Genomic DNA, 26,132 nt, shown 5'->3' with positions numbered 1-26,132 from the left:
TAACCGAGGGCCGGCGTGAGCGACCCCCAGCAAACCCAGGACGAAGGCACTGAAGAGACCTTCATTTCCCACCTCGTTGAATTGCGCGATCGCATCATCCGCGCAGGCCTTGCCGTCATCGTGGTGTTCGTCGGGCTCGTGTATTGGGCGCCGGATATTTTCCGGCTGCTGGCGCGCCCGCTGATGCAGAACTTGCCGAAGGACGGCAAGATGATCGTCACCGACGTGACCGGCTCGTTCTTCGTGCCGATGAAGGTGACCATGCTGGTCGCTTTTGTGATCGCGCTGCCTATCGTGCTGTACCAGATCTGGGCATTCGTCGCACCGGGTCTTTACCAGCACGAGAAGAAACTGGTCGGGCCGCTGGTGGGCAGCAGCTACACGCTGTTCCTGTGCGGCATGGCGTTCGCGTACTTCGTGGTGTTCCCGACCATCTTCCGCGTGATGGCGCACTACAACGCGCCGCTCGGCGCGGAGATGACCACCGACATCGACAATTACCTGAGCTTCGTGCTGACCATGTTCCTCGCGTTCGGCGTGACGTTCGAAGTGCCGATCATCGTGGTGCTGCTGGTCCGCATGAATGTGCTGACCATCAAGAAGCTCCGGGAGATTCGCCCGTATGTGATTGTCGGCGCGTTCATCATTTCCGCCGTGGTAACGCCGCCGGACGTGTTCTCGCAACTGATTCTGGCGATTCCGCTGATCGTGTTGTACGAGGCGGGGATCATCGCGGCGCGGCTGATTGTCGGCAAGCAGGCGGCTGTGACCGACGAGGCAAGTGCACCGGATTGATGTTGATATCGTTTCGCTGGCGAGAGGTTCTGGTTAAAGCGAGGCGGTGGGTCAAAAAGGCCGAGGCCGAGGCAAACAAAAAGGGTAGTCCGTTGCGGACTGCCCTTTTTGCTTTTGGTGCGGTGTTCGTCCAGCCGCCGTCGTTCAACCGCCGTCGTCGTCCTGCTGATCGCCGCCGCCGTTGTCGTTATCTTCAGCCGGCTGCTTGGGCGGCGCGGGGCGCTTGCCGATCGTCACATCCAGATCCATTTCGCGGCTCTTGCGCACGAGGTGCACCTTCGCGGCCGTACCCGGCTTGATCTGCGCGATCACGTTCAACAGACGCGTGGTGTCGGTAATCTCCTGACCGTTCACGCTCACCAGGATGTCGCCCGGCTTGATGCCCGCGCGGTCGGCAGGACCGTTCTTCAACACGCCGGCGACGATCGCCCCCGACTTCTGCTCGAGCCCGAACGACTCGGCGATCTCCGGCGTCACGTCCTGCGGCTCGACGCCAATCCAGCCGCGCGTGACCGAACCGGTCGTGATGATGCTCTCCAGCACGCTGCGCGCCGTCGACACCGGAATCGCGAAGCCGATGCCCAACGAGCCGCCCGAACGCGAATAAATCGCCGTGTTGATGCCGAGCAGATTGCCGTTCACGTCGACCAGTGCGCCGCCCGAGTTACCCGGATTGATTGCCGCGTCGGTCTGAATGAAGTTCTCGAACGTATTGATGCCGAGGTGGCTGCGCCCGAGCGCGCTGACAATGCCCATGGTCACCGTCTGGCCGACGCCGAACGGATTGCCGATCGCCAGCACCACATCGCCCACGCGCGTCTGGTCCATACGGCCAAGCGTGATGGTGGGCAGGTTGGTCATGTTGACCTTCAGCACGGCCAGGTCCGTTTCCGGATCGACGCCGATCACCTTCGCAGTCGTGGTGCGACCATCGGCCAGCGCGATTTCGATCTGATCGGCGCCGTCCACGACGTGCTGGTTCGTTAGAATGTAACCTTCCGAACTCACTATCACACCCGAGCCCAGGTTGGATGCGGGCTCCTGCTGTTGCTTACGGTTGTTCTTGTCGCCGAAAAAGTAGCGGAACAGCGGATCTTTCGCGCGCGGGTCGGGTGGCAGTGAGCCATCCTTGCTGGAGAACACGTTGACGACCGCGGGCATCGCTTTCTGGGCGGCGTCTGCATAAGACGCCTGAGCGGGGCCGCCGCCGATGCCAGGCGCTACTTCCCGGAGGGCGACGATCGGTTCGGCGAGTTGCTTGCCGAATTGCCCTTGACGCTGGAGCCACTGCGGTTTGAGCGTCGCAATGATGAACATCAGCGCCAACAGCACAGTCACCGCTTGGGCAAAGAACAGCCAAAAGCGTCTAAGCATCTGAAGACTAGAGGTTTATATGGATCGGATCGAACTTGAATTGTACTTGAACAATCTCCTTGAAACCGCGCGCTTCAAGGACTATTGCCCCAATGGATTGCAGGTCGAAGGGCGACGTCGCATAAATAAGCTCGCGACCGGTGTGACCGCGTCGGTGGCCTTTCTGGAGGCCGCGCTCGATTGGGGCGCGGACGCCGTGCTGGTCCATCACGGCTACTTCTGGCGCAACGAAGCGCCGCAGATCACGGGCCGCAAACACGCGCGCCTGAAGCTGCTGATCGCCAACGACCTGAGCCTGTTCGCCTACCACCTGCCGCTCGACGACCATCCGCTGTTCGGCAACAACGCGCAGATCGGCGAGAAGATGGGCTGGATTAGCGACGCGCGTTTCGGCGACAACGACCTCGGCTGGCTCGCCACATTTCCGATGCCGATCACGCTCTCGCACCTCACCGCCGAAATCGAGCAGACGCTCGGCCGCACGCCGCTCGTGTTCGGCGACCCGGATCGCGAGTTGCGTCGCGTGGGCTGGTGCACGGGCGCCGCGCAAGGCATGTTCGACGCCGCCATCAACGCGGGCGCCGACGTCTATCTGACCGGCGAAGTCTCGGAGTCGGTCATGCACACGTCGGCGGAGAGCGGCGTGGCGTTTCTCGCGGCCGGCCATCACGCGACCGAGCGTTTCGGCGTGCAGGCCGTGGGCAAACATCTGTCCGAGCAATTCGATATCGAGCACGTGTTTATCGATATCCCTAATCCGGTTTGAATTGCCCGGTAGGAAAACCCAGGTAAAGGCGAGACAAAAGCGGCGAAATGCCGCACCAGGCGTATTAGCGAAGAAAAAGGTACGAATAACGCATAAGACGCTTAAAAGAAGATGCGAAAAAGTTTGCGATTTGTACGGAGAAACCCTGATCTATCAAGGACTTCGCACGGTTTTTGGCAATCGGCCCTTGTAAATGGCGACTCCATTCGCGCAAACTAGCGGCGGTAGAAGACGTGAAGGAAAAATCCAACTCAGAAGTGGGGCGTGTGATGCGAGACAAGGAAGATGAACGCGTCGACGGCGGCCGCCGTACCTGGCTGATTGCGACGACCGTAGCAGGTGGCATAGGAGGCGTTGCCACTGTCGTACCCTTTGTTAGTTCGTTTGCACCATCTGAAAAGGCCAAGGCAGCAGGTGCCCCGGTCGAAGTCGATATCAGTAATCTCAAGCCCGGCGACATGATGACTGTTGCCTGGCGCGGTAAGCCGGTGTGGATCATCAACCGCACCGACAGAATGCTCGCCGATGTCCAGAAAGCCGATAACGAAGTAGCGGATCCCCACACCAAGAATCCTTTTTCGATGCCGTTGCCGGAGTACTGCAACAACGAATTCCGTTCACGCACCGATCACAAGAACCTTTTTGTCGCCGTCGCCGTGTGCACCCATCTGGGCTGCACGCCGACACCGCGCTTCCAGGAGGGCGCGCAGCCCAATCTGCCGGACGACTGGCCGGGCGGCTTTTTGTGCCCTTGCCACGGCTCGACCTACGACATGGCCGGCCGCGTCTTCAAGAACAAACCTGCGCCGCAGAACCTCGACATCCCGCCCTACATGTTCACTACGGCCACCAGCCTCGTGATCGGCAAGGACGAGAAAGGAGAAGCGTAATGGCGATCGAACACGAAGTAGAGACGACCGGGCTGGTCGGCTGGATCGACCGGCGCTTTCCGCTGACCTCCACCTGGAAAAAGCACGTTTCCGAGTACTACGCGCCGAAGAATTTCAACTTCTGGTACTTCTTCGGGTCGCTCGCGCTGCTGGTGCTGGTCAATCAGATCGTCACCGGCATCTTCCTCACCATGAACTACAAGCCCGACGCGACGCTCGCGTTCTCGTCGGTCGAGTACATCATGCGCGAGGTGCCGTGGGGCTGGCTGATCCGCTATATGCACTCGACGGGCGCGTCGATGTTCTTCGTCGTCGTGTATCTGCATATGTTCCGCGGGCTGATGTACGGCTCGTACCGCAAGCCGCGCGAACTGGTGTGGGTGTTCGGCTGCGCGATCTTTCTGTGCCTGATGGCCGAGGCGTTCTTCGGCTACCTGCTGCCGTGGGGACAGATGTCGTTCTGGGGCGCGCAGGTGATCGTGAACCTGTTCTCGGCGATTCCGTTCATCGGCCCCGATCTGTCGCTGTGGATTCGCGGTGACTATGTGGTCTCGGACGTCACGCTGAACCGCTTCTTCGCGTTTCACGTGATCGCGATTCCGCTGGTGCTGATCGGGCTGGTGGTCGCGCATCTGGTGGCGCTGCACGAAGTGGGCTCGAACAACCCGGACGGTATCGAGATCAAGGCGAAGAAGGGACCGGACGGCATTCCGCTCGACGGCATTCCGTTTCACCCGTACTACTCGGTGCACGATTTCATGGGCGTGTCGGTGTTCCTGTTCATTTTCGCGGCGATCATTTTCTTCGCGCCGGAAATGGGCGGGTATTTCCTGGAAGCAAATAACTTCATTCCGGCTAATCCGTTGCAAACGCCGCAGGAAATTGCGCCAGTGTGGTACTTCACCGCGTTCTATGCGATGTTGCGCGCCACCACGGATCAGTTCAAGTATGTGCTGATGGTCGCGATCGCGGCGCTTGGCCTGCTTGCGCTGGTGCGCGCGCACGGCAAGTGGAAGCTCGGCTTGCCGGTGCTCGCGGTGCTGGTGGTGCTGGCCATGGCCTTCACCGAATCGAAGTTCTGGGGCGTGGTGGTGATGGGCGGCGCGGTGATCTCGCTGTTTTTCCTGCCGTGGCTCGACCGCTCGCCGGTCAAGTCGATCCGCTACCGGCCGTTTTTTCACAAGGTGTTCTACGGGATCTTCGTAGTCGTTTTCCTGACGCTGGGCTTCCTCGGTACGAAACCACCGTCGCCGGTTTCCACGCTGATTGCCCAGATCTGCGCGCTGATCTATTTCGCGTTTTTCCTCGGTATGCCGTTCTGGACGCGGCTTGGCACGTTCAAGCAGCCACCCGAACGGGTGCGGTTCAAGCCTCACTAATCGCGAGCCAGGAGAACACGAAATGAAAAAACTGCTTACGAAGTGCGCGCTGATCGGCGCGACACTGCTCGCGGTGCTGGGTACGCCGGTGCACGCGGACGAGAATTTCCCACTCGACCGCGCGCCCGATAACGCGGAGAATTTCGCATCTTTGCAGCACGGCGCGCAATTGTTTGTAAACTACTGCCTGAATTGCCACAGCGCGAACCTGATGCGCTACAACCGGCTGACCGACCTCGGCATCACGCCGGCGGAAATTCAGTCGAACCTGTTGTTCACCACTGACAAGGTCGGCAACACCATGACCGTGGCAATGCGCCCGGACGACGCGAAAGTGTGGTTCGGCGCGGCGCCGCCAGATTTGTCGGTAGAAGCGCGGGCGCGCGGCAAGGACTGGCTGTACACGTATCTGCGCAGTTTTTATCGCGACGATACGCGGCCGACCGGCTGGAACAATCTGGTGTATGAAAACGTGAGCATGCCGCATGTGCTGTGGCAGCTTCAGGGGCAACGTACCGCGAAGTTCGGTGACGAAACCGACGAAAGAACTGGCGAGACGGTACACAAATTTGTCGGCTACCAGCAGGTCACTCCGGGGACGATGTCGCCGGTAGATTATGATTCTGCTGTGGCCGACCTCGTGTCGTACCTGTCATGGATGTCCGAACCGACGCAGAAAACCCGCAAACAGCTTGGCGTGTGGGTACTGATGTTCCTCGGCGTCCTGAGCTTTTTCGCCTGGCGACTGAACGCCGCGTACTGGAAACATATCAAATAATCACGCCGTCACGCGGCGTGGGGCCGGCGCCAGGAAAAACCTGCTGAACGGTTTTTCCGTGCGCTGGCCTTTCAGCTTTTTGAGGAAACGTAAACATGATGGTTCTGTATTCCGGCACAACTAGCCCGTTCTGCCAGCGCTGCCGGCTGGTGTTGTTCGAAAAGGGCATGGACTTCGAAATCCGCGACGTCGACCTGTTTAACAAGCCGGAAGACATCGCCGTGATGAATCCGTATGGTCAAGTGCCGATTCTCGTCGAACGGGACCTGATTCTGTACGAATCGAACATCATCAACGAGTACATCGACGAGCGCTTCCCGCACCCGCAACTGATGCCGGCCGATCCGGTTCAGCGCGCGCGCGCCCGTCTGTTCCTGCTGAACTTCGAAAAGGAACTGTTCGTTCACGTCGGCACGCTCGAAAACGAAAAGGGCAAGGCCGCCGAGAAGAATCACGAAAAGGCTCGCCTCGCGATCCGCGATCGCCTGACGCAGCTCGCACCGATCTTCCTGAAGAACAAGTACATGCTCGGCGAAGAGTTCTCGATGCTCGACGTCGCGATCGCGCCGCTGCTGTGGCGTCTGGACCACTACGGCATCGAACTGTCGAAGAACGCCGCACCGCTGATGAAGTACGCCGAGCGCATTTTCAGCCGCCCGGCTTATATCGAAGCGCTGACGCCGTCGGAAAAGGTGATGCGTCGTTGAGTTTGGCTTTAGGGTGCGGGCGCCGCGCGGTAGTCGTGGCGCGGCCCCGCATCCGGTAAGAGGACTGTTGATGCAAGAGATTTCCACCAAGCCCTATCTGCTGCGCGCGTTGTACGAGTGGTGCACGGATAACGGCTATACGCCGCACATCGCGGTCCGGGTCGACAATCAGACGCGCGTGCCGCGTCAGTTTGTGCGTGACAACGAGATTGTATTGAACATCAGCTTCGAGGCGACCAGCCAGCTGCAGATGGGCAACGAATGGATCGAGTTCAGCGCACGCTTCTCCGGCAAGTCGCACAAGATCGAGGTGCCGATCGCCAATATTCTCGCGATCTACGCGCGCGAAAACGGTCAGGGCATGGCGTTTCCGGTCGAGTCCGCAGGCGGTGAAGCGCAGGATTCGGGTGCGGACGCGGAACTGGCGGACGAAACCGAAGCGCCGGCCGCGCCGCGCGCAGTCGAGACTTCGGCTGCCGACGCAGCCGCCAAAGCCGAGGCCGCAACGGACGGCCCACAGCCGGACGACGATGGTTCAAAAGGTGGCGGAAGGGCTCGCCTCAAGATCGTAAAATGAAGTAGAATCACGGCCTCATGCCGGCTTAGCTCATCAGGTAGAGCGCTTGACTTGTAATCATGAGGTGGCGGGTTCGAGTCCTGCAGCCGGCACCAGAAGTACAAAACGGGGTTTCTGTTTATTCAGAAACCCCGTTTTTTTATTGGCGTTTTCGCAAAGCTTTTGCAAACAGCGTCTGGCGCGGACGCGTAAACGAAACGAGTGGCGGACACGCAATGCATGTCCGCCACTCGAGGGCAATTCAAAAGGCTTGATTTTTTAATTGGCGCTTTGAGGCGGTGGTGCGGCGCCTCAGTGCGCGATCTCTCAGGTCCTAGTGGGTACGGCCTTTCCCACAGGTTGAGAATGACTATAGCTGGGCGATACGGATCTGTCTATTGTTTGGCGGGAAAGCCCTGGTTACCCAAAACGCCTGAGTTAGACAAGTTACTGCACTTGTATAATCAATACGCATAATTTATTACCAAGGTCGCCGTGTCAGATAAGCGTCAACAAATTCTCGATACCGCAACGCTGCTGTTCAGCAAGCATGGCTACCACGCAGTGGGCGTGGACTGGATCATCGCCGAATCCGGGGTGGCGAAAATGACCATGTACCGACATTTCCCGTCCAAAACCGACCTGGTGATCGCCGTCTTGCGGCAACGCCAGGAGCAATGCGCGGTGTCGCTCAAAGCGTTTGTCGAAGAGGCCGATGCACCGCTCGTTCGCCTCGAACGGGTGTTCGACTGGCATGAGGACTGGTTTAGCAGCGAGACCTTCACGGGCTGCATGTTCACGCACGCTGCCGCCGAGTTTGCCGACAAAGGCAGCAGCATCCACGAAATTAGCGTCGAACAGAAAGCGGGTCTCACGCAATTCATCGAGCAATTGCTGGGGGACCTCACGTCGTCCGCGCAGGCCAAAATCCTCGCGCCGGTCATGGTAATGCTGCTCGACGGTGCCACTTTGGCGGTGCAGATTTCCAGTCGAAAAGGTGCGGCAGCCGAGGCCTGGAACGCCGCGCGCGCCTTGTTGGCTGTGCATTCCAAGGCAATGGCCTGATTCCACGACGGGTGAATGAGACCGGGCCGTCCAGCCCGGCGGTGCGGCGCGAAGCGGTCGAAAATCACCATATCTCTTTCACCTTGTCGATTGTGGACTTTTTTGTCCATATCCGGCTCTCCAGCAACGGCGACAAGGCTGTCCACCACGAATAGCGCACCGCTAACCCGGATGACAGAGGTACTATTCGGGCGTCAGTCGGCATCACTATCCAGTACTCCGGCGGGCAACGCCCCCGACGACGCGAGTTTTCACCGCGTCCCTCCCGCAACACCGATCCCACCTCACCATGACCAGCCCCGCATTCATCACCTGGCCCGAAGCCGATGGCCCCCGCACTGCGCGTTGGCGCTCCGAAGCGGCCGTGCCGCCGCCCAAGCGCGTGGTTGTCGCCGACGACCGCACGACCGCCGACTCGGCTTACCGCCTGGCGTGCGAAGGCACGGCGCTGCTGTGGAACGGCGACTTCCAGAACGCCCGTCAATTGCTGCAGGCCGTCACGCGACGTCTGGAGCGCAAACCGCGCAAACAAGGCGAAACGCTGATCGACGTATTCAACCTGCATCGGCAGGCGCAGTCGCAACGCGCGCGCACGCTCGGCATGATCCTGATTCCGCTCGACGCCGCGTACGCCATTCCGCTGCGCCGCGCGCCCGAGGTGCAGCAGGCCTGCGTGGAGACCTACGGACCGGCGACCGATGAGGCCTCGGTCGTATCGTTGCGCGAATTGCTCGGTCTGATCGGCGCGCACGAGTGGCGCAAGAAGGGCGTCGAGATTCCCGCGCTCAGCGAGCGGATTCATCCGCATTACGGTGTGTTCTCGCCGGTGCGTGGCGAGTACGTGGATCTCGTCGCACGCACGCCGCTGCCGTCGTTGAACAAGGCGTTCGATATCGGCACCGGCACCGGCGTGTTGGCCGCGTTGCTCGCCAAGCGTGGCGTGAAGAAAATCGTCGCGACCGATCAGGATCCGCGCGCGCTCGACTGCGCGCGAGAGAATCTCACGCGGCTCGGTTATGACCAGCAGGTCGACGTGGTGAAGGCCGATCTGTTTCCGGAGGGGCGCGCTCCGCTGGTGGTCTGCAATCCGCCGTGGGTGCCGGCGCGGCCGGCATCGCCGCTCGAATATGCCGTCTACGATCCGGACAGCCGTATGTTGCTTGGTTTCCTGAACGGCCTGGCTGCGCATCTGTCGCCGGGCGGCGAGGGCTGGCTGATCCTGTCGGATTTTGCCGAGCATCTCGGGCTGCGTTCGCGCGAATGGTTGCTCGACGCGATCGACAAGGCAGGGCTGACGGTGGTGGGACGCGAGGATATTCGTCCGCGGCATCCGAAATCGACCGATGAGACCGACGCGCTTCACACGGCGCGTGTGGCTGAGTTGACTTCGTTGTGGCGGTTGAAGGCGCGTTAAGCTAAGCGCCAGGTGATGTGCTGAAGCGCCGTGCGTTGGTTAGTCTGACGCGCGGCGTTTTCGTTTGAGTGCTACGCAGCCGGCGTTTGCGGGGCGTCCGATGCGTCCGACCCATTCAGCCCTGCGAGCCCCGCAAGATAAGCAAGCGCGCCGCGCCCCGCCACCAGTCCACTGGCAAAGCACGCCGTCAACAGATAACCGCCGGTCGGCGCTTCCCAGTCAAGCATCTCTCCCGCGCAAAACGCGCCGGGCAGCTGCTCGACCATCAGATGCGCGTCGAGCGTTTCGAAAGGAATACCACCTGCCGTACTGATCGCTTCGGCGATCGGCCGCGCGCGGGTGAGCCGCACGGGCAGCGCCTTGATCGCGTGCGCCAAGCGGTTCGAATCCGCGAATGTCTCCTTCGACAGAATCTCGTGCAGCAGCGCGAGTTTGACCCCGCCAATCCCGATTCGCCCTTGCAGATGGCTCGACATCGAACGTGAGCCGCGCGGTCGTGTGACTTCCGCGATCACTCGCTCCAAAGGCAAGCTTGGCGCCAGATCCAGCGCGATCGTCACGTCGCCGTCAGCGAGAATCCGCTCGCGAATCGCCGACGACAACGCGTAAATCAGGCTCCCTTCAAGGCCCGTTTCGGTCAGAAGTATTTCACCTTGTCGATTGTGGACGGTTTTGTCTATATCGATGAGCGAAATGGCGACTGACTTGACCGGTTGTCCCGCGAAACGCTCGCGCAGATAGGCGCTCCAGTCGGCGTCGAAGCCGCAGTTCGCGGCGCGCAGCGGCGCCACCGGCACGTTGCGGGCGCTCATCAGCGGCACCCAGGCAGCGTCCGATCCGAGGCGCGGCCAGCTTGCGCCGCCGAGCGCGAAGACGACCGCATCGCAGGTTACGAGCTGTTCGCCGTCGGGCGTCGTGAACCGTAGCCTCTGAGTGCCGGATTGGCTCGCGGCGTCAGTTGCAACACCGTCTTCGGTATCCCAACCCACCCACTTATGGCGCATGTGGAAACGCACCCCCGTCTCTCTCAGCCGATGCAGCCAGGCGCGCAGCATCGGCGCGGCTTTCATGTCGGTGGGAAAAACGCGTCCTGAACTGCCGACGAACGTCTCGACGCCCAGCGCCTTCAGCCAGGCCCGCAGCGCCTCGGGACCGAGCGCGTCCAGCAGCGGCGCGATCTGCTGACGGCGCGCGCCATAGCGGCCGAGAAACGGCTCGAGCGCCTCGGAATGCGTGATGTTCATGCCGCCTTTGCCCGCCATCAGGAATTTGCGACCGACCGACGGCATCGCGTCGTAGACGTCGACTTGCACGCCATGGCGGGCGAGCGCCTCGGCGGCCATCAAGCCGGCGGGACCGCCGCCGATCACGGCGACGCGGGCGGAATCAAGGGAAAAGGGCATGCAGTCCTGCGGATGAGCGGAGAGGCGGCGCGTAGCCCGGCAGCGAAAGACGAGGCCAACCCGGCGGCGCGAAGGCCGCTATTTTCACACCGCGGGCAGTGTTGGGCAAACGCACGGGCGGCGTTGAGATCGCTGGATGAACGTCGGGATCAACGCGCCGCGGCGCCGATCGCTCGTGCCGCGTGCTGGTGAATGGCCAGCCTTCGGGGCGAACCGCCCGGACTTGCGCGTTGCGCAACACAAGATGGCCGCGATCCGCGCAGGCGGTGCATTGCCGCCCGCTCGCTCGGATCGCCGTATTTTTATTCTCTAGCCGGGATACGCCTCGTCCACTTTCAACCCCGCCAGCTTGAAAATGACCCGCAGCGTCTGCGGTTTGATATCGCGGCGCGACGCGAGCGTCGTCATCACGAAGTCGAGCACTTTCGCGTACTTGAGCATGATCAGGCAGGTTTCCATGTCCACGCTGCCGTCGCGCATGACTTCAGCCAGGCGCAGCATTTCCGTGGAGATATCGCGGGCCATCTCCAGTTCGAGCTGCTGTTTTTCGGACCAGGCTGGGGTGGCGATCAGCTTCGCCAGCATTTCCTGAAACTTCTGTTCGACGTTTCCGTTGGGTATCGTATCCATTGCTGCCTCTTCTATTATCCGAGCACGCGTCCAGTCGAGATCACGGCGCGCTGCTGGTTACGTAACGTTCGGCCCGTGTTCCGGGACCGTCCTCCCCACATGCATTCGGTTCGCGTGATCGAAGCCACGTCCGGCAGCTTGTTGTTATCGGCGATACGGCCTTGCCTGCTTGGTCGAGACGCCATGACAGCCGGTTTTTGCGTCACGCTGGAAACGCCCTGTGCGGTGTAAATCGAGCAGGAAACGTTCCAGCTTTTTGCCTTTTCTTGCATGATTTGCGCCACCCTTCGGTGAGTAGGCGGCACTTTGGGTAAACTGGCAGCAACTTTTCCCTTTTTCCGTCATCTGTCGCACGTTCGCCGTGCAATCGATGGCGGTTCCCCGTAAGCGGTCCCCCAAGATGTCCAGCAAAACCCACGAAATCCGTCCGAATCAGTCCATCGAGCTGTTGAAGGAGCTCCACATCCTCACGCGCGACGGCAAGATGAATCAGGACAGCCGCCGCAAGCTCAAGCAGGTCTACCACCTGTTCCAGTTCATCGAGCCGTTGCTCAAGGAGCGCAAGGACGATCAGGGGGCGGTGACGCTGGCCGACCACGGCGCCGGCAAGTCATACCTAGGTTTTATTCTGTACGACCTTTTCTTCAAGGAGTTTCAGGATGCCGCGGGTGGGGCTTCGCACATATACGGCATTGAAACGCGCGAGGATCTGGTCACGAAATCCGAGGAACTGGCCGCCCGGCTAGGCTTCACGGGCATGTCGTTCCTGAATCTGTCGGTGGCGGAGTCGATCACGTCGGATCGCTTGCCCGAGCGGATCGACATCGTGACGGCGCTGCATGCGTGCAACACCGCCACCGACGACGCGATCCGCTTCGCGCTGCAGAAGCAGGCGAAGAACATCGTGGTGGTGCCGTGCTGTCAGGCCGAAGTGGCCGGGGTCTTGAAGCAGAACAAGGGTAAGTCGCTGGGGAACGCGCTAACGGAAATCTGGCGGCATCCGCTGCATACGCGGGAGTTCGGCAGCCAGATCACGAACGTGCTGCGCTGTTTGCAGCTCGAAGCGCATGGCTATCAGGTCAGCGTGACCGAGCTGGTCGGCTGGGAGCATTCGATGAAAAACGAACTCATCGTCGCTCAGTTCAAGGATCTGCCGAGACGCCGTCCGGCCGAGCGGCTCAATGAGGTGATGGAAACGCTGGGGATCGAGGAACTGAAAGAGCGGTTTTTCGTTTCCGCCTGATTCCGCCGCGGTTTGCTGGTGAACCGCTGCGTCGATTAACGCTTCAGGAGCGCGTTCCAGCCGGCCAGGCCGATTCGCCGGAGCGTTTCCTGGTTGCGTTCGTAGATCGCTTCCGCGTCGGGAAAAGCCTGAACCGCCCGCTCGATGCTGTCTTCACGCAGTAGGTGAAAGATCGGATACGGCGCCCGGTTCGTATAGTTCTCGATCTCGTCGGGCTCGCTGCCTTCGAACTGATAAAACGGATGAAAGCTGGCGATCTGGATCACACCTTCTAGGCGGAGTTGCTTGATCATCCGTTCGGCGAAAAACAGGCAGTCGTTGTAGTCGAGAAAGTCGCCGAGCGCGCTGGGAACGATCAGTAGCGTGGTATCCACGGCGTTCGGATCGGCGTCGACCAGGCTTTGAAGCTCGGTTTCCAGATCGGCTAAAACCGCTTCCATGTCCGTAGCGTCGCTAACGGCGTAGCGAATCTGGCCTTTCACATGCACCGCCTTTGCAAACGGACAGAGATTCAGTCCGATCACCGCCTCGGTCAACCAACGGCGGGTTGCGGCGATGACAGCATCGTGGGATTCGGCGGGCAGCGGCATGGCAAATAAAAGCGACACGAAAGCGCCATTCTAACGGGACCGATCGGCACGGATGCCGATCCACCTCAACCCGCGGACGCCGCGCCGCAAGCCGCCGCAATCAACTGCGCCGCCGCCTTCGGGGCGGCCAGAATCGGCCCGCATCCCGGCCCATAAGTCTGGCTGGCCGCGTACACACCTTCGATCATCAGCCCGAGCACATTGGCCAGCGCCACCGGATCATCCGCGCCGGCTTCGGTCGCGAGGCCGGTGAGCCGCGCCATCAGCCGCGCCTTGTTGTCATACACGAACTGCCGCGCCGGGTGCGCGACGTCCGGAAACTCCACCGACACGTTGACGAACGGACAGCCGCGATAGTCGTCGACGGATGCGCGCACCGCGAGGTCGTCGAAATATTGCTGCAACTGTCTGGCCGGCTCGCCAGGATGTTTGGCGAAACTTCTCTCCACGTAGCCGAAGAACTGCTCGTCCTTGCGCTCCAGATAAGCCATCACCAGATCGTCCTTCGACGAAAACTGGCGATACAAACTCATCTTGTTGACGCCCGCCCGCTCGACCACCGCGTCCACGCCGACCGTGCGCACGCCTTCGCGATAGAACAGTTCGTCCGCGGCGCGCAGCAGATGCTGCTGCGCCTGCGGCCCCGCCGTCTGCGCACTGCGTGCGCGCCGTGTGCCGGCCGCTTTGGGTGTTTCGCTATCGGACATGGATGAACACCTCGATGTATTGACGTCTTGACATGTTACCGAGCAGTAACTAGTATCGCAACACTCATTGTGACAGATCAGTCACAAGTCCTTTACCGAAGTCGTAACAATGCGAGCGATGCGGCCCGTCGGGCCGGCATCGATGGGAGAACCGATGAATTGGGCAGCGAGACTGATTGGCGGGCGTTTCCACTACGGCTGGTTGACGGTCGCGGTGGTGTTCCTGGTGTTGCTGGCGGCGGCCGGCACGCGCGCCACGCCGAGCGTGATGATGCTGCCGCTCGAGCATCAATTCGGCTGGAGCCGCGCGACGATCTCGCTCGCGATCTCGGTGAATATTGCGTTGTACGGGCTGATGGGCCCGTTCGCGGCGGCCGCGATGCAGCGTTTCGGCGTGCGTCCCACGCTGCTGGTCGCGCTCGGCACGATGGCGGCGGGCGTGGCGCTGTCGTCGCTGATGACGCATCCGTGGCAAATGGTGTTGATCTGGGGCGTGATGGTCGGCGGCTCGACGGGCGTGGCGGCGTTGTCGTTGTCGGCGACGGTGGTGACGCGCTGGTTCACCACCCGCCGCGGCCTGGTGATGGGCATTCTCACGGCCAGTTCGGCCACCGGCCAACTGGTGTTCCTGCCCATGCTCGCGGCCATCGCCGAGCATCACGGCTGGCGTAACGTCGTGTGGGTCGTGGCGATCGCGGCGGCGATCGTGATTCCACTGGTCGCGTTTCTGCTGCCCGAACGTCCGGCCGACATGAAGCTTCGACCGTACGGCGAAGCGCACGACGCGCCGGTCGACGTCGTCGGCAGCAAGCAGAATCCGCTCGCCATCGCGTTCGGCACGCTCGCCATGGCGAGCAAGCGGCGCGATTTCTGGCTGCTGTTTTTCAGCTTCTTTATTTGCGGCGCGAGCACCAACGGCTATGTCGGCACGCACCTGATCGCCATGTGCGGCGACTACGGCATGACGGAAGTGCAGGGCGCGTCGCTGCTCGCCGCGATGGGTATCTTCGATCTGTTCGGCACGACCTTGTCGGGCTGGCTGTCGGACCGCTTCAATAGCCGGGTGCTGCTGTTCTGGTATTACGGTCTGCGCGGTTTGTCGCTGATCTATCTGCCGCACGCATTCGGTATCGACTTCTTCGGCCTGCCACTGTTCGCCCTGTTCTACGGGCTCGACTGGATCGCGACCGTGCCGCCGACCGTGCGTCTCGCCACGGACGTTTTCGGCAAGGAATCGGCGCCGGTGGTGTTCGGCTGGATCGTGGCCGGCCATCAACTCGGCGCGGCCTTCGCGGCGCTGGGCGCGGGCATGCTGCGCGCGAGCCTCGGGACTTACACGGTGGCGTCGATGATTTCGGGCGGGCTGTGTCTCGTGGCCGCGCTGATCGTGCTGCGCATCAACCGGCCGGCCAAGGTGCCGGAACCGCAAGTGGCGTGAGTGCCTGGCGCTCATCGCAGCGGCCCCACGGGGCCGTTTTTGCATTGCAGCCTGCGTGAAAACTAACTGCGTACAGGTTGGAGCACGCGTGCCGAAGCCCGGTTATGCTATGTGGCCCCGGGCAGTTGCCCGTCGATCATGAATTTCGACCGAGAGAAGCGCATGGCCAACAAACCCGCCCCTACCGAAGTTGCCATCCACGAGCTGATTGCAGGCCGCTGGAGCCCGCGCGCGTATTCGAGCGAGCCGGTGAGCCGCGACCATCTGCACGCCGTGCTGGAGGCGGCTCGCTGGGCCCCTTCGTCGTATAACGCGCAGCCTTGGCGTTTTGTCGTCTTCGATCGCAGCGTCGACGAAGTCTCGTTCAAGAAGGCCTTTGCCACGCTGGTGCCGTTCAACCAGGGCTGGAATGCGCCGGCGCCGGTGCTGATCGCGGTGACCACGCACACGCTCACCAACAAGGGTGAAGTGAATCGCTGCGCGCCGTACGACGCGGGTGCGGCCGCCATGGCGCTGGTGTTGCAGGCGCATGCGCTCGGCCTCGCCGCGCATCAGATGAGCGGCTTCGATCCGGCCGCGTTCCGTACGGCATTCGAATTGCCGAGCGACGTCGACGTGATCTCGATCATTTCGCTCGGTCATTACGGCGAAGTCGACAAGCTCGACCCGGTGTTGCGCGAACGCGAGAAGTCGGTGCGTCAGCGCTTGCCTTTGGCGGACATCGCCTATGGTGGCGCGTGGAAGAAGGCGTTCTGAGCGGTAGTACGCTTGGGTGTCACATCTTCCGTAGAACGTAGAAGACAGAAAGCAGTTAAAAACGCGCGGCGCCGACCGCGCGTTTTTCATTCCGCGCCGTTCCGATCGTCCTATTGGTCAACCACGCTCGAAAGCGGCGCGGCAACGCTCTCGAGCGATTTGCGCTCGGCGTCCACGCCCCAGATCGCGGCAATCACCGCAGCCGCAAGCATCAACCCCGAGCCGACCAGGTAGCCCGAGAACACTTCGCTACGTTGATGCGTATCGATCAGGCGGCCAAAGAACGCCGGCCCCGCGATGCCGCCGAGTGCCGTGCCGAAGGCGTAAAACACGGCGATGGCCAGCGCCCGGATTTCCAGCGGAAACGATTCGCTGACCGTCAGATAAGCCGAGCTCGCCGCCGCCGACGCGAAGAAGAAAATCACCATCCACGCGATCGTCTGCGTGACGACCGTGAGCAGGTGCTGCTCGAACAGATAGCCGCTGATCGTCAGCAGGATCGCGGACAGGCCGTAAGTGGCGGCAATCATCTTGCGCCGTCCGATCACGTCGAACAGCCGGCCCAGCAGCAGCGGCCCGAGGAAATTGCCGAGCGCGAAGGGCAGCAGATACCAGCCGATGTGGTCGCCCGGCACCTGATAGAAATCCGTGAGCACCAGCGCGTAGGTGAAGAAGATCGCGTTGTAGAAGAATGCCTGCGCGGTCATCAAGGAGAGGCCCACCAGCGCGCGCCGTCGGTGGACGTTGAAGAGGGTATGGAACACCTCGCGCAGCGGCGTGTGGTCCCGCGCTCGCAGCTTCAGGCGCGTCAGATCGTGATCGGCGAGCTCATGCCCCTCGCGGCGAAAGCGCGCTTCGATTCCTTCGACGATCGAGCGCGCGTCGGGCTCGTCGCCGTGTGTCAGCAGCCAGCGCGGACTTTCGGGCACCCAGATGCGCATCGGCAAAATGGCCAGCGCCAGCACTGCGCCGATAAAGAAGCACGCGCGCCAGCCCCAGTCCGCCGGCAGCAGATGCGGATCGAGCAGCACCAGCGAGCCGGCCGCGCCGAGCCCCGCGCCCACCCAGAACGTGCCGTTGATGCCGAGATCGGTCCAGCCGCGCACGCGGGCCGGCGTGAATTCCTGGATCGTCGAATTGATCGCCGTATATTCGCCGCCAATCCCGGCGCCGGTGAGAAAGCGAAACAGCAGAAAACTGGCCAGATTCCACGACAGCGCGGTCGCGGCCGTGGCCGCCAGATACAGCGCCAACGTGATGAAAAACAACTTGCGACGGCCGAGCCGGTCGGTCAGCCAGCCGAAGCCAAGCGCGCCGAGCACCGCGCCGGCGATATAGGCGCTACCGGCCAATCCCACATCGGCGTTGGAAAAGCGCAACGACGGACTCGACTTCAACGCACTCGCCACCGCGCCCGCCAGCGTGACCTCCAATCCGTCGAGCAGCCACGTCACGCCTAGCGCGACGACGATCAGCGAATGGAAACGTCCCCACGGCAAGCGGTCGAGCCGCGACGGCAAATCCGTCTCGACGACGGCGGCGGTTTTTTCGTGGACAGCGGCGGTAGGCGGCGCGCTCATTGCTCGAAGTCTCCTGAAGTCCGAAAATTGGCGGCGTATCCTGTCGAATTCAGCAAGTTTCGTTCCGTCGGGCGGGCTTTACGCGTGAATGCGAGCGGTCCACAAGCGTCAGTTGATGCTGGTCGGGCTTTCGTGTTACAAAGCCGCTCCCCTTTCTGTCCGCGCCAGCCGTGAGCGGCGATTCCTGCCATGAACTATTGCGCGATTGACTTCGGTACTTCCAACTCGGCCGTGGCCGTTCCTGACGGCGGCGTGCTCAGGCTCGCGCCGGTCGAGGGCGCTTATACGACGCTGCCCACCTCGGTGTTTTTCAACACCGATGAAAACACCCGCGAGTTCGGGCGGGCGGCGCTGGCCGCCTACATTGACGGTTTCGACGGCCGGCTGATGCGTTCGATGAAAAGCATTCTCGGCTCGCCGCTCGCCGAGAATTCGACCGATCTCGGCGACGGCTCCGCGATCAAGTACACGGACGTCATCGCGATTTTCGTCGACCATCTGAAGCGTTCGGCCGAAAAGACCACTGGCGCGCCGATCAGTCGCGCCGTGCTGGGCCGTCCGGTGTTTTTCGTCGACGACGATCCGCGCGCCGATCAGATGGCGCAGCAGCAGCTCGAAGCGGCCGCGCGTTCGGTCGGTTTGCGGGAGATCCACTTCCAGTATGAGCCGATTGCGGCCGCGTTCGACTACGAGTCGCATCTGACGGAAGAGGGGCTTGTGCTGGTGGCCGACATTGGCGGCGGTACGTCGGACTTTTCGCTCGTGCGCGTGGGTCCGCAGCGCATGACCCGCGTGGAGCGCAAGGACGACGTGCTGGCGCACCACGGCGTGCACGTCGCGGGTACGGATTTCGACCGCCGCGTCGAACTGGTGACGATTCTGCGCGAGCTCGGCTATCAGGCGCTCGATCCGGAAGGCCGCGAGATCCCGAGCCGGGTCTATTTCGATCTGGCGACCTGGCATCTGATCAACACCGTCTACGCACCGAAGCGCGTCAGCGAACTCTCGCTGATGCGGCACCTGTTCACCGAAGTCAAGCATCACGACCGTCTGATGCGCGTGGTGGAACAACGCTTCGGCCACGCGCTGGCGGCGCACGCGGAAGAAGCGAAGATCGGCGTGGCGGCGGGCGGTGAGACTGTGATCGATCTGGACGAAGTGGAAGACGACCTGCGCCTCGCCTTCGACGAAGCGCAGCTGATCAAAGCCGGCCAGGACGAAACGCAGCGCATCGTGCAGGCGGCGCGCGACACGGTGCAGGCCGCCGGCGTCGCAACGCGCGACGTCGACGCGATTTACTTCACCGGCGGTTCGACGGGTTTGGCGTTTCTATCGGGCGCATTGGCGGCGGCATTTCCCGACGCTAAACCGGTATTCGGCGATCGTCTCGCCAGTGTCGCGACAGGTCTCGGTATTCACGCGCGACGTCTCTTCGGATAACCCAACTAATCAATCGCATACCGCGAAGATAATCATCGTGAGTAGTTGCAACAGATATAAAAAAACCCCGCCGAGGCGGGGTTTTTTGCGTCCAGAAGGAAGCGTGAAGCTTACGCCGGCTTGATGTCGGCAGCTTGCTTGCCCTTCGGGCCCGTCTTCACTTCAAACGTAACCTTTTGGTTTTCTTGCAGCGTCTTGAAGCCTTCCGTGCGGATTTCCGAGAAATGCGCGAACAGATCTTCGCCACCGCCGTCCGGCGTGATGAAGCCAAAGCCCTTTGCGTCATTGAACCACTTGACGGTACCGGTTTCCATATTACTTGTTCCTAAAGATGGTGAATAAGGCCGAAGCCCAGAAAGTGCATGAAAATCAAGGAAGGGGGTAATGGGACCAACCGGAGTACCGTTGATGGGCGAACTACGAAAGACCAATTCACTCGCCGCTTGAATTCCTGCCCGAACGTTATACGGCCATTTTGAGAGAAGGTCAACACTCGCCGGGCAACTTTCCACAAATTCGGGCAACGGGCGTAAAAATTGCTTACAAAGCTTGCGCTTCGTCTGATTTTTTTCCAGGGAGAACCCTTAGTTAGGCTGCGGCGCGTGGGTGCAACCGTTAAACTACGCGCCGCGCGTCGGTTGCACCTGATTAGAATGGACCGTCGCCGCATCGACATGCGTATCACCCCGTCCCGCTCGAAGCGACGTCACGTGGTGCCGGTATGGTTCGGATGCAAATTTGCATAGGTCCGAAGTCAGTGCTAAAGCACTCACTCCGGCCGACACAGGAGAAGACGTGAAAAGTTCTATACAACGGAACATCGGCCCTGTCGCGCTGCTGCTGACCGGCTTGGGTTCGATCATCGGATCGGGCTGGCTGTTCGGCGCGTGGAAGGCTGCAAAAATTGCTGGCCCCGCTGCCATTTGTGCATGGGTGATCGGCGCGGTCGTGATTCTCGCGATCGCGTTGACTTACGCCGAACTCGGCGCGATGTTCCCCGAGTCCGGCGGCATGGTGCGTTACGCGCGCTACTCGCATGGCGCGCTGGTCGGTTTCATCAGCGCGTGGGCCAACTGGATCGCCATTGTCTCGGTGATTCCCATCGAGGCGGAAGCCTCCATTCAATATATGAGTACCTGGCCGTATCCATGGGCGCATGCGCTATTCGTGGATGGGTCATTAACTCACAACGGGCTATTCCTGTCCGCCGCGCTCGTGATCATTTACTTCATGCTGAACTATTGGGGCGTGAAACTCTTTGCGCGCGCCAATTCGGCGATCACGGTCTTCAAGTTCCTGATTCCCGGCGCGACGATTCTCGGTTTGATGTTCACGGGCTTCCATCGTGAAAACTTCGGTGAAGCGAGCAGCTTTGCGCCGTACGGCTGGTCGGCGGTGCTGACCGCAGTGTCGACGAGCGGTATCGTGTTCGCGTTCAACGGTTTCCAGAGCCCGATCAACCTCGCGGGTGAAGCGCGCAATCCTGCCAAGAGCGTGCCGTTCGCGGTGATCGGTTCGATCCTGCTGGCGCTGGTGATCTACGTGCTGCTGCAGATCGCGTACATCGGCGCGGTGAACCCGGCCGATGTGATGAAGGGCTGGAGCCACTTCAACTTCGCGTCGCCGTTCGCGGAACTGGCGATCGCGCTGAACCTGAACTGGCTGGCAATCCTGCTGTACGTCGACGCGTTCGTCAGCCCGAGCGGCACCGGCACGACCTACATGGCGACCACCAGCCGCATGATCTACGCAATGGAACGCAATAACACGATGCCGAAGATGTTCGGCAACGTGCATCCGTTCTACGGCGTGCCGCGTCAGGCAATGTGGTTCAACCTGCTGGTCTCGTTCATCTTCATGTTCTTCTTCCGTGGCTGGAGCTCGTTGGCGGCGGTGATTTCGGTCGCGACCGTGATCTCGTATCTGACCGGCCCGATCAGCCTGATGGCGTTGCGCCGTGCGGCGACGGATCTGGAGCGTCCGCTTCATATCCCGGGCATGAAGGTGATCGCGCCGTTCGCGTTCGTTTGCGCGTCGCTGATCCTGTACTGGGCAAAGTGGCCGCTGACCGGCGAAATCATTCTGCTGATGGTCGTCGCGCTGCCGGTGTACTTCTACTTCCAGGCGAAATCGGGCTTCGGCGGTTGGGGCCGTGACCTGAAGGCGGCATGGTGGCTGGTGGCCTACCTGCCGGTGATGGCGATCCTGTCGCTGATCGGCAGCAAGGAGTTCGGCGGTCGCGGCGTCTTGCCTTACGGCTGGGACATGCTGGTCGTCATCGCGTTCTCGCTGGTGTTCTACTACTGGGGCGTGCACAGCGGCTACCGTTCGGAATATCTGGACGAGCGCGACGAGCATGACGAAGTGCTCGAAGGCATTGGCGCGCATTAAGTTGCGGCGTTTAGCCTGAAGGATGTTTGCCGGACGGTTGTTGGCTAGGTCCGGTCCGGTACGCAAAAAAAGCCCGCCTGAGGTCACTCAGGCGGGCTTTTTGTTTGGACGCGCGCTTTGGTGTTTCGCTGCTGCGGCTACGCGATCAGGCGTTGCCGAACACGTAATTCGTCATCGCAAGCGAACGCTGGTAGGTCCCGAGCGATTGAATCGCCAGCGAATAATCGTCGTCGGCCGCGCCCAGTGCCGCGAAGACGGGCAGCAGATGCTCGTCGGTGGGATGCATCAGCACCGCGTGCGGCGCCTGGCGGCGATAGTCGAGCAGCGCGTCGATGTCGTGCGCGGCCAGTCTGTCCTCGAACCAGTCGGTGAATTCGGCGACGCGCGGGTCGGCATCTTCCCGACGCGCGGAGAAATCCGCCGCGCGCAGGTTGTGCGTGATCTGGCCGGAGCCAATCACCATCACGCCATCGTCCTTCAGCGAGCGCAGCGCGCGGCCGACGCGGAAGTGATGCGCCGCGTCCTGATGCGGCTGAATCGACAACTGCGCGACGGGCACGTCGGCGTCAGGGAACATCAGCAGCATCGGCACCCAGGCGCCGTGATCGAGCCCGTGCGGCTGGGCGTCGGCAAGCACGCCATGTTCGCCGAGCAGCACGGCGGCGCGCCGCGCCACCTCGGGTGCGCCCGGCGCCGGGTACTGGATTTCGTATAACTGACGCGGAAAGCCGTAGAAATCGTGGATGGTTTCCGGCGCGGTGGACGTGCTCGCCACCGGCTGTGCCGTGCCCCAGTGGGCCGACAGCATCAGCACGGCTTGCGGACGCGGCAACTGCGCGCTCAGCACGCCGAATTCGGCGGACGGCAGGGAAGGGTCGATCGGCAGCGTGGGCGCGCCGTGGGAAAGGAAAAGCGAAGGCAAGCGGTTCATGTCAGCAGCGCAGCCGGGAGGGCGGGGCGTAAAGGTTGTGTTGCTATCAATATAGGTTCGCACCACGGTTTGATAAACGGGTGAAAACGGAATTGATTGTGTCGCTGGTGTTGTTAATGAGGGGCGTTTGACGTCAGTCCTACGCGTCCCGCAAACCCTGCCACACAGGCGACATAGCCGGCCCCAGCGCGAACAGATCGAGCACGCGCGCGACGGTGTGATCGACCATTTCGTCGATCGACGCCGGCTGGTTGTAGAACGCCGGCAGCGGCGGGAAGATCACGCCGCCCATTTCCGTGACCGCCGTCATATTGCGCAGATGCGCGAGATTGAACGGCGTTTCGCGCACCAGCAGCACGAGCCGGCGGCGTTCCTTCAGGGTGACGTCGGCGGCGCGGGTGATCAGGTTGTCGGAAAAGCCGTGCGCGACGCTCGCGAGCGTCTTCATCGAACAAGGCGCGACGACCATGCCGTCGGTCGCGAACGAGCCGGACGCGATACTTGCGCCCACGTCGCGCACCGAATGAACGACATCCGCGAGCGGATGTACGTCTTCTTTGCTCAACTGGAGTTCGTGCTGGATATTGAGCCAGCCCGCGCTCGAAATCAGCAGATGGCTCTCGACGCCGCCCAGCCGGCGCAACGTTTCGAGCAACCGGATGCCGTAGATGGCGCCGGTTGCGCCGGTGATCGCGACGATCAGCCGGCGGGGCGCCGCAGCGCGTGTTTCCATGGCTCGCGGCGCCTTAGTTGAACTCGTGAAGTTCGTGAGTGAACGGTCGAACCGAGGCCGCTCAGGCCGCGGCGAACAGTTGTTGCAGTTCGCCCGATTCGTACATTTCCATCATGATGTCCGAGCCGCCGACGAATTCGCCCTTCACGTAGAGCTGCGGAATGGTCGGCCAGTTCGAGAACTGCTTGATGCCCTGGCGGACTTCGTCGTCTTCGAGCACGTTGACGGTTTTGATTTCCGCGACGCCACACGCCTTCAGGATCTGGATGGCGCGGCCGGAAAAACCGCACATCGGGAACTGGGCCGTGCCCTTCATGAAGAGGACGACGCCGTTTTCGTCGACGATTTGCTTGATGCGTTGTTGCGTATCCATGACTGACCTTGCGGTTCCGTGATGTGTAGGGAATAGGCTGAAATGATAGCGGATTTCGGTATAGCCGGCCGAGCACCGCTTCGACCTTGGGATGACTTCAGTGTGAATCGTAATCCGAGGGCGAGTTTGACGTCGGCTTCAGCCGGGCAACTGCCCGCCGCTGATTCGTTCGATACCCGCCAGATCCCGCTCCGAGCGCACCTGCGCGAACCCTTGCGCCGTCAGCAGCGTGCGGACGGCTTCTGCCTGATCGTAGCCGTGTTCGATCCACAAGACGCCGTGGGCGGCGAGGCGCGCGGGCGCGCCGGCGACGATCACGCGGATCGCGCTGAGGCCGTCGGCTTCGTCGGTGAGCGCGCCGCGCGGCTCGAAACGCAGATCGCCTTCTGCCAGATGCGGATCGCCGCTCGCGATATACGGCGGATTGCTGACGATCACGTCGAAACGTTGTGCTGCGTCGAGCGCCGTGTACCAGTTGCTTTGGCTTAAAACCATGGCGCCGCCGGGACGTTTTGCATCCAGTAGACGGGTGGCGTTGCGTGTTGCCACCGCGAGCGCTTCGGCGGAACGATCGAGCGCGTGAACTTGCGCGTCCGGCCGCGTCGACGCAATCGCGACCGCAATTGCGCCGGTGCCGCTGCCGAGATCGAGCACGCGCGGCCGCGACAGACCTTCCATTGCCGCCAGGGCGGTCTCGACCAGCAATTCGGTTTCAGGCCGCGGAATCAGCACGTGCGGCGTGACTTCGAAATCGAGGCCGAAAAATTCCCGTACGCCGACCAGTTGCGCGACCGGCTCACCGGCCATCCGCCGCGCTTCCAATCCGCGATAACGCTCCACTGCGGCACTCTCGAGCGTTTCATCGCTGCGCGTAATCAACTGCGTATGACGCCAGCCGAGCACGTGCGTGAGCAGAATCCGCGCTTCGAGCGGTGGCAGCGGCGACGCGCGCAACAAAGCGGCGGGCGTGACAGGCGTGGCGTTCATCGTCGGCGCTTTAGTCCGAATCGCCCAGCGAAGCCAGCAACTCGGCCTGATGTTCGCTGACGAGCGCCGCGATCAACTCGTCGAGATCGCCATCCATCAGCGCGTCAAGGCGATACAGCGTCAGGTTGATCCGGTGATCGGTCATGCGCCCTTGCGGGAAGTTATACGTGCGAATCCGCTCCGAGCGGTCGCCCGAGCCGATCAGGCTCTTGCGTGTGGCGGCTTCTTTCGCGTGCTGTTCTTGCGACTGCTTGTCCTTGATACGCGCGGCCAGCACCTTCAGCGCGCGATCCTTGTTCTTGTGCTGCGAACGGTCGTCCTGACATTCGACGACGATGCCGGTCGGCAAGTGCGTAACGCGCACGGCCGAATCGGTCTTGTTGATGTGCTGTCCGCCCGCGCCCGACGCGCGGAACGTATCGATCCGCAGATCGGCCGGATTGATTTCGACTTCGCCGATTTCATCCGCTTCCGGCATGACCGCGACCGTACACGCCGACGTGTGGATGCGCCCTTGCGTTTCGGTGGCCGGCACGCGCTGCACGCGGTGACCGCCCGACTCGAACTTGAGCTTCGAATACGCGGCTTCGCCGGCGATCCGCACGATCACTTCCTTGTAGCCGCCCAGATCCGATTCGCTGGCCGACATCATCTCGACCTGCCAGCGGTTGCGCTCGGCATAGCGCAGATACATACGGAGCAGATCGCCCGCGAACAGCGCGGATTCGTCGCCGCCGGTGCCCGCGCGGATTTCGACGTAGATATTGCGGTCGTCGTTCGGATCTTTCGGCAGCAGCATTTTTTGCAGCTCCGCGCCGAGTTTTTCCATCCGCTCGCGCGCCGCGCGGATTTCTTCTTCGGCGAAGTCGCGCATCGAAGCGTCCGTCAGCAGTTCCTGCGCGGTCTCCGCGTCGTTCATGGCCTGACGCCACAGCGCGAAATGCTCGACCAGCGGCCCCAGCTCCGCGTGCTCGCGTGTGAGCTTGCGATATTGATCGAGATTCGAGGTGATGTCCTCGCGGCTCAACAGGTCATTCAGTTCGGCCAGCCGGGTAGTGAGCTGGTCGAGCTTGCGTTGCATGCTCGTTTTCATCGGACGGGGTTCGGAGCGGGCTCCGGAAAAGACGGCGACTAGGGAAATGGGCTGATGCCCTGGTCAGAAGCACGTCGCGGGCCACCGTGGGTGGCGCGGACCGCGCGGCGGAG

26 protein-coding genes and 1 tRNA gene are annotated in these 26,132 nt (G+C 61.8%); 15 read left to right on the top strand and 12 right to left on the bottom strand.

Annotated features, from left to right (window positions below):
* The first annotated feature begins 15 nt into the window (after positions 1–15).
* A complete protein-coding gene (gene tatC / locus HWY05_RS34530; protein WP_176061156.1) occupies positions 16–795 on the top strand; it encodes a twin-arginine translocase subunit TatC in 780 nt (259 codons plus the stop codon).
* 144 nt (positions 796–939) lie between these two features.
* Here tatC and HWY05_RS34525 read toward each other — a convergent pair whose 3' ends face one another.
* Positions 940–2,169, bottom strand: coding sequence for a Do family serine endopeptidase (locus HWY05_RS34525; protein ID WP_035554907.1), 1,230 nt, complete (start codon positions 2,167–2,169; stop codon positions 940–942).
* 19 nt (positions 2,170–2,188) lie between these two features.
* Here HWY05_RS34525 and HWY05_RS34520 point away from each other — a divergent pair, with 19 nt between their 5' ends.
* From HWY05_RS34520 to HWY05_RS34480, 9 genes are all read left to right on the top strand, one after another.
* Complete coding sequence (locus HWY05_RS34520) at positions 2,189–2,935, top strand: Nif3-like dinuclear metal center hexameric protein (protein WP_035554910.1); 747 nt, start codon at positions 2,189–2,191, stop codon at positions 2,933–2,935.
* Between the two features lie 269 nt (positions 2,936–3,204).
* A complete protein-coding gene (petA, locus tag HWY05_RS34515) occupies positions 3,205–3,825 on the top strand; it encodes a ubiquinol-cytochrome c reductase iron-sulfur subunit (protein ID WP_035554914.1) in 621 nt (206 codons plus the stop codon).
* On the top strand, positions 3,825–5,204 hold the full coding sequence (locus HWY05_RS34510) for a cytochrome bc complex cytochrome b subunit (RefSeq protein ID WP_035554917.1): 1,380 nt from the start codon (positions 3,825–3,827) through the stop codon (positions 5,202–5,204). The genes petA and HWY05_RS34510 overlap by 1 nt, the downstream gene beginning before the upstream one ends.
* Before the next feature lie 22 nt (positions 5,205–5,226).
* Positions 5,227–5,982: a cytochrome c1 gene (locus HWY05_RS34505; RefSeq protein WP_035554920.1), complete on the top strand. Its 756-nt coding sequence runs from the start codon at positions 5,227–5,229 to the stop codon at positions 5,980–5,982.
* Between the two features lie 95 nt (positions 5,983–6,077).
* Positions 6,078–6,689, top strand: a complete 612-nt coding sequence (locus tag HWY05_RS34500; RefSeq protein WP_035554923.1) for a glutathione S-transferase N-terminal domain-containing protein — start codon at positions 6,078–6,080, stop codon at positions 6,687–6,689.
* 70 nt (positions 6,690–6,759) lie between these two features.
* The gene (locus HWY05_RS34495; RefSeq protein ID WP_035554926.1) at positions 6,760–7,266 is read left to right on the top strand and encodes a ClpXP protease specificity-enhancing factor; all 507 of its coding nucleotides are present in this window, start codon (positions 6,760–6,762) and stop codon (positions 7,264–7,266) included.
* 19 nt (positions 7,267–7,285) lie between these two features.
* Positions 7,286–7,361 (top strand) — tRNA-Thr (locus HWY05_RS34490).
* 379 nt (positions 7,362–7,740) lie between these two features.
* Positions 7,741–8,310: a TetR/AcrR family transcriptional regulator gene (locus HWY05_RS34485; protein ID WP_035554929.1), complete on the top strand. Its 570-nt coding sequence runs from the start codon at positions 7,741–7,743 to the stop codon at positions 8,308–8,310.
* Positions 8,311–8,599: 289 nt separating this feature from the next.
* A complete protein-coding gene (locus HWY05_RS34480) occupies positions 8,600–9,724 on the top strand; it encodes a class I SAM-dependent methyltransferase (RefSeq protein WP_176061155.1) in 1,125 nt (374 codons plus the stop codon).
* Positions 9,725–9,795: 71 nt separating this feature from the next.
* Here the strand turns inward: HWY05_RS34480 and HWY05_RS34475 are convergent, their stop codons facing one another.
* Both HWY05_RS34475 and HWY05_RS34470 read right to left on the bottom strand, forming a co-directional pair.
* Entirely contained in the window at positions 9,796–11,127 is a 1,332-nt protein-coding gene (locus HWY05_RS34475) for a TIGR03862 family flavoprotein (RefSeq protein ID WP_176061154.1), read from the bottom strand.
* Positions 11,128–11,436: 309 nt separating this feature from the next.
* Entirely contained in the window at positions 11,437–11,757 is a 321-nt protein-coding gene (locus HWY05_RS34470; protein ID WP_035554939.1) for a hypothetical protein, read from the bottom strand.
* A gap of 400 nt (positions 11,758–12,157) precedes the next feature.
* Here HWY05_RS34470 and HWY05_RS34465 point away from each other — a divergent pair, with 400 nt between their 5' ends.
* The gene (locus HWY05_RS34465; protein ID WP_176061153.1) at positions 12,158–13,000 is read left to right on the top strand and encodes an SAM-dependent methyltransferase; all 843 of its coding nucleotides are present in this window, start codon (positions 12,158–12,160) and stop codon (positions 12,998–13,000) included.
* Between the two features lie 35 nt (positions 13,001–13,035).
* Here HWY05_RS34465 and HWY05_RS34460 read toward each other — a convergent pair whose 3' ends face one another.
* Positions 13,036–13,590 (bottom strand): DUF1415 domain-containing protein, encoded by a 555-nt coding sequence (locus HWY05_RS34460; RefSeq protein ID WP_176061185.1) that lies wholly within the window; start codon positions 13,588–13,590, stop codon positions 13,036–13,038.
* A 65-nt stretch (positions 13,591–13,655) separates the two neighbouring features.
* Positions 13,656–14,297 carry a TetR/AcrR family transcriptional regulator gene (locus HWY05_RS34455; RefSeq protein WP_035554948.1) on the bottom strand — a complete coding sequence of 214 codons (642 nt, stop codon included), beginning with the start codon at positions 14,295–14,297 and terminating at the stop codon, positions 13,656–13,658.
* A gap of 154 nt (positions 14,298–14,451) precedes the next feature.
* Here HWY05_RS34455 and HWY05_RS34450 point away from each other — a divergent pair, with 154 nt between their 5' ends.
* Positions 14,452–15,735 (top strand): MFS transporter, encoded by a 1,284-nt coding sequence (locus tag HWY05_RS34450; RefSeq protein WP_035554951.1) that lies wholly within the window; start codon positions 14,452–14,454, stop codon positions 15,733–15,735.
* Between the two features lie 162 nt (positions 15,736–15,897).
* A complete protein-coding gene (locus HWY05_RS34445; RefSeq protein WP_176061152.1) occupies positions 15,898–16,491 on the top strand; it encodes a nitroreductase family protein in 594 nt (197 codons plus the stop codon).
* Between the two features lie 110 nt (positions 16,492–16,601).
* Here HWY05_RS34445 and HWY05_RS34440 read toward each other — a convergent pair whose 3' ends face one another.
* Positions 16,602–18,071, bottom strand: a complete 1,470-nt coding sequence (locus tag HWY05_RS34440) for an MFS transporter (protein ID WP_176061151.1) — start codon at positions 18,069–18,071, stop codon at positions 16,602–16,604.
* Positions 18,072–18,260: 189 nt separating this feature from the next.
* Here HWY05_RS34440 and HWY05_RS34435 point away from each other — a divergent pair, with 189 nt between their 5' ends.
* Positions 18,261–19,511: an Hsp70 family protein gene (locus tag HWY05_RS34435; protein ID WP_035554960.1), complete on the top strand. Its 1,251-nt coding sequence runs from the start codon at positions 18,261–18,263 to the stop codon at positions 19,509–19,511.
* A 110-nt stretch (positions 19,512–19,621) separates the two neighbouring features.
* On the opposite strand, the gene HWY05_RS34430 is transcribed toward HWY05_RS34435, so the two are convergent.
* Positions 19,622–19,825 (bottom strand): cold-shock protein, encoded by a 204-nt coding sequence (locus tag HWY05_RS34430; RefSeq protein ID WP_035554962.1) that lies wholly within the window; start codon positions 19,823–19,825, stop codon positions 19,622–19,624.
* 481 nt (positions 19,826–20,306) lie between these two features.
* Between HWY05_RS34430 and HWY05_RS34425 the strand changes: the two genes are divergently transcribed.
* Positions 20,307–21,902, top strand: coding sequence for an APC family permease (locus HWY05_RS34425; RefSeq protein ID WP_035554964.1), 1,596 nt, complete (start codon positions 20,307–20,309; stop codon positions 21,900–21,902).
* A gap of 145 nt (positions 21,903–22,047) precedes the next feature.
* Here the strand turns inward: HWY05_RS34425 and HWY05_RS34420 are convergent, their stop codons facing one another.
* The 5 genes from HWY05_RS34420 to prfA all read right to left on the bottom strand — a co-directional run bounded on the left by HWY05_RS34420 (position 22,048) and on the right by prfA (position 26,019).
* A complete protein-coding gene (locus HWY05_RS34420; RefSeq protein WP_035554965.1) occupies positions 22,048–22,833 on the bottom strand; it encodes a class III extradiol ring-cleavage dioxygenase in 786 nt (261 codons plus the stop codon).
* Positions 22,834–22,972: 139 nt separating this feature from the next.
* Entirely contained in the window at positions 22,973–23,566 is a 594-nt protein-coding gene (locus tag HWY05_RS34415; protein ID WP_176061150.1) for a UbiX family flavin prenyltransferase, read from the bottom strand.
* A gap of 61 nt (positions 23,567–23,627) precedes the next feature.
* On the bottom strand, positions 23,628–23,939 hold the full coding sequence (gene grxD / locus HWY05_RS34410) for a Grx4 family monothiol glutaredoxin (protein WP_035554969.1): 312 nt from the start codon (positions 23,937–23,939) through the stop codon (positions 23,628–23,630).
* Between the two features lie 138 nt (positions 23,940–24,077).
* The gene (prmC, locus tag HWY05_RS34405) at positions 24,078–24,926 is read right to left on the bottom strand and encodes a peptide chain release factor N(5)-glutamine methyltransferase (protein WP_176061149.1); all 849 of its coding nucleotides are present in this window, start codon (positions 24,924–24,926) and stop codon (positions 24,078–24,080) included.
* 10 nt (positions 24,927–24,936) lie between these two features.
* On the bottom strand, positions 24,937–26,019 hold the full coding sequence (gene prfA / locus HWY05_RS34400; protein WP_035554974.1) for a peptide chain release factor 1: 1,083 nt from the start codon (positions 26,017–26,019) through the stop codon (positions 24,937–24,939).
* Between the last annotated feature and the right edge of the window lie 113 nt (positions 26,020–26,132).

This window comes from Paraburkholderia sp. BCC1876 (assembly GCF_902833695.1).
Taxonomy (GTDB): Bacteria; Pseudomonadota; Gammaproteobacteria; order Burkholderiales; family Burkholderiaceae; genus Paraburkholderia.
This window is presented reverse-complemented; position numbering and strand designations above follow the sequence as displayed.